The organism is Streptomyces yokosukanensis (genome assembly GCF_001514035.1).
Taxonomy (GTDB): domain Bacteria; phylum Actinomycetota; class Actinomycetes; order Streptomycetales; family Streptomycetaceae; genus Streptomyces; species Streptomyces yokosukanensis.
Map to the genome: position 1 here is coordinate 23,370 of NZ_KQ948245.1, position 8,667 is coordinate 32,036.

At 68.2% G+C, this 8,667-nt stretch carries 4 protein-coding genes; 3 read left to right on the plus strand and 1 reads right to left on the minus strand.

Features of this window, described 5'->3' with window-relative positions; genetic code table 11:
* Positions 1–9 precede the first annotated feature (9 nt).
* Together AQI95_RS42835 and AQI95_RS42840 are read left to right on the plus strand one after the other, a co-directional pair.
* On the plus strand, positions 10–3,891 hold the full coding sequence (locus AQI95_RS42835) for a hypothetical protein (protein WP_244189092.1): 3,882 nt from the start codon (positions 10–12) through the stop codon (positions 3,889–3,891).
* Positions 3,892–4,221: 330 nt separating this feature from the next.
* Entirely contained in the window at positions 4,222–5,481 is a 1,260-nt protein-coding gene (locus tag AQI95_RS42840) for an IS256 family transposase (protein ID WP_067136760.1), read from the plus strand.
* An 11-nt stretch (positions 5,482–5,492) separates the two neighbouring features.
* Here the strand turns inward: AQI95_RS42840 and AQI95_RS42845 are convergent, their stop codons facing one another.
* Positions 5,493–6,239, minus strand: a complete 747-nt coding sequence (locus AQI95_RS42845; RefSeq protein ID WP_167362006.1) for an aminotransferase class IV — start codon at positions 6,237–6,239, stop codon at positions 5,493–5,495.
* A gap of 289 nt (positions 6,240–6,528) precedes the next feature.
* Here AQI95_RS42845 and AQI95_RS42850 point away from each other — a divergent pair.
* The coding region (locus AQI95_RS42850; protein ID WP_067136763.1) for a Tn3 family transposase at positions 6,529–8,667 on the plus strand (2,139 nt) is incomplete at its 3' end.

Genomic DNA, 8,667 nt, shown 5'->3' on the forward strand with positions numbered 1-8,667 from the left:
CCCGTCCAGGTGGACGCCTTGACCACCGAGACCGCCACGGTCCAGGCCAACCCCTCGGGCACCGTCACCTGGACCACCAGCCTGCTACCCGAACGCGTCCGCAAGGACGGCGCATGGGTGCCGGTCGATGCCACCCTTCAGCAAAACGACGACGGCAGCTACAGCCCCAAGGCAGCGGCAGAGCCCCTGATCTTCTCCGGCGGCGGCAGCGCGCCCCTGGCGTCGATGGCCAGCGGCAAGGCTCAGCTGGCCTTCTCCTGGCCGCAGACGCTGCCGAAACCGACCGTGTCCGGCGCCACGATCACCTACCCCGACGTACTCAAGGACGTGGATCTGAAACTGACGGCCAACACCGTCGGCGGGTTCTCCGAGCTGATCGTCGTCAAGACCGCCGAGGCCGCCGACGACTCGGCCCTGGCCACCCTGAAACTGGCCACCCACGCCACCGGCGTGACGGTATCCGACGACGGCCACGACAACCTGCAAGCCACCACCTCAGCCGGCCAGGTGATGTTCAGCGCCCCGCAGCCTGTGATGTGGGACTCCTCCTCCGGCGGCGCCTCCACCCAGCTGCTCACCACGTCCCTCGACACGGCGAGCGCGGCGCCCGCTGATACCGCCGGCACGGACGACGGCTCTGCCGGTCCCGGTGTCGGCGCCCAGGTGGCGCGTGTCTCGGACGACGTCACCGGCGGCACTCTGTCGCTGAAGCCGGACCAGAAGCTGCTCGGCGGTTCCAGCACCCACTACCCGGTCTACATCGACCCGACCTGGAACCCGCACTACGCCTCCGGCAGCAAGCAGCACTATGTCGAGACGCAGCAGGGCTGCCCGTCGGCGAAGAACTACGACTCCACCCAGTACGGCGATCCCGGCGTCGGCTACAATAGCTGGTCGGGCTGCATCGGAGACGAGCGTTCCTACTTCCAGCTCGGCATCCCCTCCACCGTGTGGGGCACCCACATCGTCTCCGCTACCGTCGATGCCAAGGAGAACTACTCCGCCAGCTGCAGCCTCTCCTCCACCGTCAAGCTGTACCTCAGCGGTGCCATCGGTTCCGGCACCACGTGGAACAACAAGCCCGGCCTGGCGAGCTACCTGGCAGGCAAGAGCTTCGGTCCCGCATGCAGCAGCGAACCCTCCGGTGGCTTCGATGTGACCTCCACCATCGCCAAGAAGGCCGCCGCAAAGGACTCCAGCTGGACCTTCGCCCTGGTCAACAGCCAGGAATCAAGCGGCGACGGCAACTACTTCAAGCGGTTCGCCAACAACCCCTCGATGTCGATCGAGTTCAACCACATCCCCGGCAAGCCGGGCAGCCTGGCCGCGAAGTTCGGCACGCACTCGGTCGGTTGCGGGACCTCCGCCCCCTATCCGGTCATCGGCAAGACTCTCATCACCACTCCGCCCACGCTCAACGCCGTGGTCAGCGACGGTGACAAGGACGACCTGGCGGCGACCTACAAGTACTGGGTCAACGGCGGCAGCTCCACCACGACCACCAGTGCCACTGTCTCCAGCGGGCAGAACGCTCCCAAGCAGCTGTCCTCCTCGTTCATGAGCGGGCTGAAGACCGGCGACACGGTGGGCTGGAACGTCACCTCCGGCGACGGCAAGGACACCAGCCCCGCCTCGTCCAGCTGCCACTTCACCGTCGACCTCACCGCGCCAGCCGAGCCGACCGTCAAGGACAAGGACGGCACGTATCCCGAGGACTCCCCCGGCACCACGGCCGCCGGCACCCCGGGCCACTTCACTCTCAGCACCAACAGCGCGACCAAGTTCCTCTACAACCTCGACGTCAGCCCCCCCACCTCCAACACCCCGAGCTCCGAGGTCGCCACCGCCTCCGGCAACGCCGCGACGATCTCCGTCACCCCCACGGCTCCGGGAACGCACACCCTCTACGTCTACGCCGTCGACTCCGCCGGGAACGTCTCGACCCAGCAGCAGTACCAGTTCACCGCCCTCGGCCACGCCAGCAAGACCTACGCCACCCTCAAGGACGCGTTCAACAACACCGCCGTCACCGACAACAGCAACCAGGCAGCTGCCGACGCCGACGGCGTCGGCGCCACCCTCTCGCTGCAAGACCTCAAGGCGGCCGGCTGGCAGCCCGACGGCAAGATCACCGTCGACGGCGCCACCTTCCCCCTGCCCAGCTTCGCCTCCTCCGCGGGCGACAACGTCATGGCCGCCAATCAGACCATCCAGATGAACAACGGCAGCGGCCGCGCCCTGGTCTTCCTCGGCTTCTCCACCTACGGTTTCGTCAGCTCCCAACGCGCCGAGGACGACTACTCCAGCCCCGTCATCCCCGACGGCACCTCTGTCAGCGGCGCCGAATGCACCCTCGGCAACGGACAGTACGAAGACTGCCGGGCCGGCGGCCCCTACGGATCCATCACCTACGCCGACGGCACCACCGGCGCCTACCACCTGACCGTGCCCGACTGGGTCTACGGCTCCAACGCCCTGGCCGCCGTCACCCTCCCCCACCGCAACCACACCAGCGGCACCCAGGAGACCCGCAGCACCAACATCTACGCCTTCGCCGTCCCCCTCAAGCCAGGCGCCCAGATCAGTTCCGTCACCCTGCCCGACCTGAGCAGCACCGCCCGCCAGGACGTACCCGGACTCCACTTGTTCGGCATGGCTCTCCGCGACACCACCACCGCCCCCAGCGGCGCCAAGTGGACCGGCGCGTGGAGCTCCCCCAACGAAGGCACGTTCAACTACGAAGGCACCGACTACAAGGACCAGACCTTCCGCATCGCCGCCAACCCCAGCGTTGCCGGATCCAGCGTCCGCATCCGGCTGTCGAACGCTCTCGGCCGCACGCCGCTGACCATCGACCACACCACGATCGCCGCCCAGTCCTCCGGCGCCGCCCCCACCGCCACCCCCGCCGACCTCACCTTCAACGGAGGCAGCGGAACGGTCACCATCCCGGTCGGAGGCGAGACCTACAGCGACCCGACCTCGTATACCGCCACACCGGGCAAACGCATCATGATCAGCCTTCACCTCGCCGGCAGCGCGCCCTACCTCGTCCAGCACAGCTGGGCCAGCGCCGCCGTGCAGTACGTCAGCGCCGTCGGCTCCGGCGACCACACCACAGACACCGCCACCACCGCCTTCACCGGCACGGGCGTGCAATGGGGCGAGTTCACCGACATCCTCACCGGGATCGACGTCACCGCCAGCGGAAACCAGCCCACCGTGGCCGTACTGGGTGACAACCTCACCGACCCCCTCGCCAGCGGCACCAAAGCCAGTCTCGTCTCCCCCCGCATCTCCGACGACCTCGCCAACGCCCTGCGCACCAACGACCAGCAGGTCCCCGACTACGGCGTCGTCGCATCCGGTGTCGAGAACAACCGCCTCGCCACCGACCAGGCCCAAGGCGGACCGGCCGTGCTCACGCGCCTGGACCGCGACGTCCTCGCACTGCCCGGCATCACCACCGTCATCGTCGATCAGGGCCTGAAAGACATCGTCGCCGGCACCGACGACACCGATCTCGAGCAGGGCTACGACCAACTCCTGGCCCAGCTGCGCGGCTGGGGCATCAAAGTCGTCCTCTCCACCCTCACCCCCTGCCAGGGCTACACCCTCTGCACCGCCGACGCAGACACCAACCGCGTCGCGGCCAACACCTGGATCACGGACCAAGTGGACTTCAGCACCCCCACCGTCACCTGCCTCGACGCCGAATCAACCGTCGCCGTCCCCGACCCCACCAGCCAGGCAGACCCCACACCGCTGATCCTCAACACCGACACCGCACCCAACGACGACGACCCCGGCGACCACATCAACCTCACGACCGACGCCTACAAAACCATCACCAGCACCATCGACCTCACTACCCTCGGACCCGACAACTAAAGGCCCCTCACGGCGCCCCCGCGACAACCGACGCGTGGGCGCTGCCTTCGCGGTCAAAAGGGCGGTTCGCTGCTGCATCCACCCGCCCACAGGTCCGCGTCTTGCTCGTCAGGTAGCAAACCTGCCTCTTCACCAGGACTCTTCTGCCGCACCGCCGACCTCGGTGGCCACCGACTCCACTCAGTCCAGCAACGCGGCGCGCAACGGAACGGCCCGGCCGTCACGGTCGATCACCACGGTGGAGCGTGTCTGAAAGATCGTGTAAGTCCGTGATGTGACAGGCTGGTCAGGGCTCTGACCTGGGCCTTCGGCCAGCCGGGACGGACGGACATGAACGACAACGAGATCCCGGCCGTCGAACCGGTCGAGGACAAGCTCGTCGATGAGGTCGTCGAGCGCCTGCTGGACCGCGCCGACGCCTCGGGTGCTGCGCTGCTGGGCGAAGGCGGCCTGCTGACGGAGGTGACCCGGGCCGTGCTGGAACGGGCCCTCGACGCGGAGATGACCGACCACCTCGGATACGAGAAGCACGATCCCGCAGGCCGCGGCTCGGGCAACAGCCGCAACGGCACATCTCTGAAGACGGTGCTGACCGATGCCGGGGCGGTCACGCTGGCCGTTCCCAGGGACCGTGACGGGTCCTTCGAACCGCAGCTGGTGCCCAAGCACGCCAGGCGACTTGCAGGGTTCAACGAGCAGGTCCTGTCCCTGTATGCGCGCGGCATGTCGGTGCGCGACATCCGCTCGCACCTGGCCGGCATGTACGGCGTCCAGGTCTCACCGGACCTGATCAGCAAAGTCACCGACGCCGTCACCGACGAGCTCGACGCATGGCAGAACAGACCGCTGGACGCCGTCTGGCCGATCATCTACATCGACGCGCTGTGGGTGAAGATCCGCTCCGGGTCCGTGTCCTCCCGACCGGTCTATCTCGCCGTCGGGGTGGACATGGACGGCTGCAAGGACGTGCTCGGCCTGTGGGTCGGCGACGAGGGCGAAGGCGCCACGACCTGGATGACCGTGCTGTCCGAGCTCCGCAACCGCGGGGTCGAGGACGTGTGCATCGTCGCCTGCGACGGACTGAAGGGCCTGCCCGACGCGGTCACCGCGACCTGGCCCAAGGCCACCGTTCAGACATGTGTGATCCACTTGATCCGCGCCTCGCTGAGGTTCGCCTCCAAGCAGCACCACACCAGGCTGGTCACGGAGTTGAAGGCCATCTACACCGCCCCCACCGAGCAGGCCCTCGCCGACTTCGCCGCAGGCGAGCTGGGCCAGCGGTATCCCGCGATCGTGCGGACCTGGCACGCCGTGTGGAGCGAATTCACCCCCTACCTCGCCTTCCCGCCGGAGATAAGGAAGGTCGTCTACTCGACCAACCTGATCGAGTCGATCAACGCACGGCTGCGGAAAGCCACTCGCCATCGTGGGCACTTCCCCTCGGAACAGGCCGCGTTGAAGGTGCTCTACCTCGCCGTCCGCGAGCAGATCACCCCCAGAGCGCGCGATGTCAACCACGTCGCGGCACACTGGAAGAAGGCACTGAACCAGTTCTCACTCTTCTTCGAGGACCGGCTCAACACCAAGTGATGGCCCAGGACTTACACAAAGTTCCGTACACGCCCCTCCAGGAGGAACTCCGAGTCGTCGATTGCAGCCAGGGGACGAACACCGATCGAGGTGTTCGTGGCGAAAGCAGCGGCCATGCCCTTGGCCTGGTCCAGGGTGACGGTCGCGACTCGGTGTTCGGCGTGCTGCTGCAGCAGCGCCATGGTGACGCCCGGCAGAACGGGTGCCTGGGGCCACACGACCGTGTCCTCCTGGTCGACGAATGCGACGTTCCAAGTGCCGCCTTCGGACACGAGTCCGTCCCGGCCGACGAACAGGGCGTCGCCGAAGCCGGCTTCCTGAGCCAGTCCACGAGTATGTAGGGCGCCGAAGAGGCCGGTGTGCTTCACCTTGGGCAGGTCCCGCTCGTACACCATGCTCTTGGCGTGCAGCGGTTTCGAAGGCAGAGCGCCGCCCTTGCGCACCGACACGAGGATGTGCGGGTCGTGAGCGTCCGCTGGGTGTCCCATGTCGACCTTCGAGTCGAAGATCGTGACGCGGACGACGCAGGGAGACTGCTGCCCTTCCACGGTCTGCCGGACGTAGGAGCGGACACGGTTGATACTCAGGTCCGCGTTCCAGACGGTCTTGCAGTCCCGTACGAGGCGTTCCATGTGCAGGGTCAGGCCTCGGATGGTGCCGTCCTCGGAGACGCGCATGGACGTGAAGTGCCCGACGTTCGTCAGGGCCAGGGCGAGCAAGTCGTCTGCGGACGCGGGCTTTCCATCAAGAGTTGCCATGCGCACCAGCATGTCAGGAGCCTTCGTTTCGGCGGCACCCCGAGCTCTGCTACTGATGAGTCAACGTCATCTGTAAGTCATTCCGAAGCGATCGGTGCACGTCCGACGGCGAGGACGCGGTTGGCGGTCTTGTGGCCCAGGGTGAGCTTGTGGGTGCGGGTAGGGGTCTGAGGAACATCGGTGTCAGATCGTGCGCTAAGGGTTCTCCGGGCCGGCTGGGGCTTTGACCTGGGGTGATTGAGCGTCGGAGCCTTCGAGGGTCGTTGTTGTCGATCCTCGGAGAGCTGTTGTGGCGGTCGAGTTCCTGACGGACGAGCAGGCGGCCCGGTACGGGTCGTTTCATGAGGTGCCCTCGCGGGCGGAGCTGGAGAGGTACTTCTTCCTGGACGACACGGACCGGGAGGCTGTGCAGGCCAAGCGCCGGGCCCACAACCGGCTCGGGTTCCCGGTCCAGCTCACGAGCGTGCGGTTCCTGGGCCGGTTCATGCCGGACCCGCGGCAGGTGCCGGCGGAGGTGGCCGAGTACCTGGCTGAGCAGTTGGAGATCGCGGACGCCTCGTGCCTGAAGCTGTACGGCGAGCGGGACGGTACGGCCCGTACGCACGCCGGGGAGATCCAGGAGGCCGGGGGCTGGCGGGACTTCGCCGAGGTCCGCGACGAGCTGGTGGTCTGGCTGGACGCACGGGCGTGGACGACCGGGGACGGGCCGAAGGCGTTGTTCGACGCGGCGGCGGGCTGGCTGTGTGAGGGGCGGGTGCTGCTGCCGGGAGCGAGCCGTCTAGCCCGGCTGGTGGGCACAGTGCGGGAGGCGGCGAACCAGCGGTTGTGGGACACGCTGTATGGGCTGTTGAGCGTCGGTCAGCGGGCGGTGTTGGACTCGCTGCTGACCGTGCCGCCGGGTGAGCGGGTCTCGGAGCTGGACCGGGTGCGACGCGGTCCGGTGCGGGTGTCGGGTCCGCAGATGAAGTGGTCGCTGCAGCGGGCGGAGGAGATCGCCGCCCTCGGCATGGGGGACCTGGACACGTCGGCGATCCCGCCCCGGCGGCTGGCGGAGCTGTCCCGGTACGGCGTGGACGGCAAGGCATCGCTGCTGCGCCGCCACGGCGATTCCCGCCGGCTGGCGACGCTGCTGGCCACGACGGTCTACCTGACGACCCGGGCTGTCGACGACGCGCTGGGCCTCCTGGAGGTGCTGATCGCGACGAAGCTGCTGGCCAAGGCCGAGCGCGAGACGGTCAAGGAGAAGATGAAGACGCTGCCGCGCGTGGAACGGGCCTCGGCGAAGCTGGCGACCGCGTTCCAGGTCGTGTTCGACACCACAAGCGAGCTGGTCGACACCGACACGGGGGAGGTCACCGGCCCGGCGGTGGAGTCGTTCGAGGCGATGTGGGAGCGGATCGAGGCGGTGGTGCCCCGGCACGAGCTGTCCTCCGCGATCGCCGCGCTGTTCGAGCTGACTCCGCCGCTGGACTCCGATGCGGACGAGGCGTGGCGGTCCATGCTGGTCAGCCGGTTCGGCACCGTCCGACCGTTCCTCAAGCTCCTGGTCGCGGTCGTCGACTTCGGCGCCACCCCCGAGGGCGAGGCCGTGCTGGACGCGCTCAAGTCGCTGCCGGACCTCATGGGTCGCAAGAATGTCGGCCCGGCCGAGATCGACACCGGCCTGCTGGTCGGCTCGTGGCGGCGCCTGGTGCTCTCGGCACCCCACCTGGAGCCGGGCACGGTGGACTGGAAGGCGTACACGTTTTGCGTGCTGGAGCAGCTGCACCGGATGCTGCGAAGCAAGCAGGTGTTCGCGAGGAACTCCTCGAAGTGGGGCGACCCGCGGGCGAAGCTGCTGGACGGCGAGGCGTGGGAGCAGGCTCGGCCGACCGTGCTGGCCTCGCTCGGACTGCCGGGCCGGGCGGGCGAGCACCTGGCGGCGCGGGCCGCGCTGCTGGACGGCACGTACCGGGAGGTCGCCGGGCGCCTGCCGGGCAACGCGCAGATCGTCTTCGACGACGACGGGCGGCTGCACTTCGCCGCGCTGGAGCCGGAGCCCGAACCGGTCTCCCTGCTCGATCTGCGGGCCGCGGTGAACGCGATGCTGCCCCGCGTGGACCTGCCCGAGGTGCTGCTGGAGGTGTTCTCCTGGACCGGCGCCGACCAAGCGTTCACCTCGGTCACCGGTGGCGAGGCCCGCCTGAGGGACCTGCACGTCACGATCGCCGCGCTGCTCGTCGCCCACGGCTGCAACGTCGGCTACACCCCCGTGATCGGCGGGACCGACGCGCTGAAGTACGGGCGGCTCTCCCACGTCGACCAGACCTACCTGCGGCTCGCGACCTACCGGGCCGCGAACGCGACCCTGATCGAGCACCAGGCGTCCATCGGCCTCGCGAGCGCGTGGGGCGGCGGGCTCGTGGCCTCGGTGGACGGGATGCGGTTG

What these genes read in the sequence shown, in the direction of transcription:
- AQI95_RS42840 (WP_067136760.1), top strand. Translation starts at nt 4,222, where the DNA reads ATGAACGACAACGAGATCCCGGCCGTCGAACCGGTCGAGGACAAGCTC.
- AQI95_RS42845 (WP_167362006.1), bottom strand. Translation starts at nt 6,239, where the DNA reads ATGGCAACTCTTGATGGAAAGCCCGCGTCCGCAGACGACTTGCTCGCC.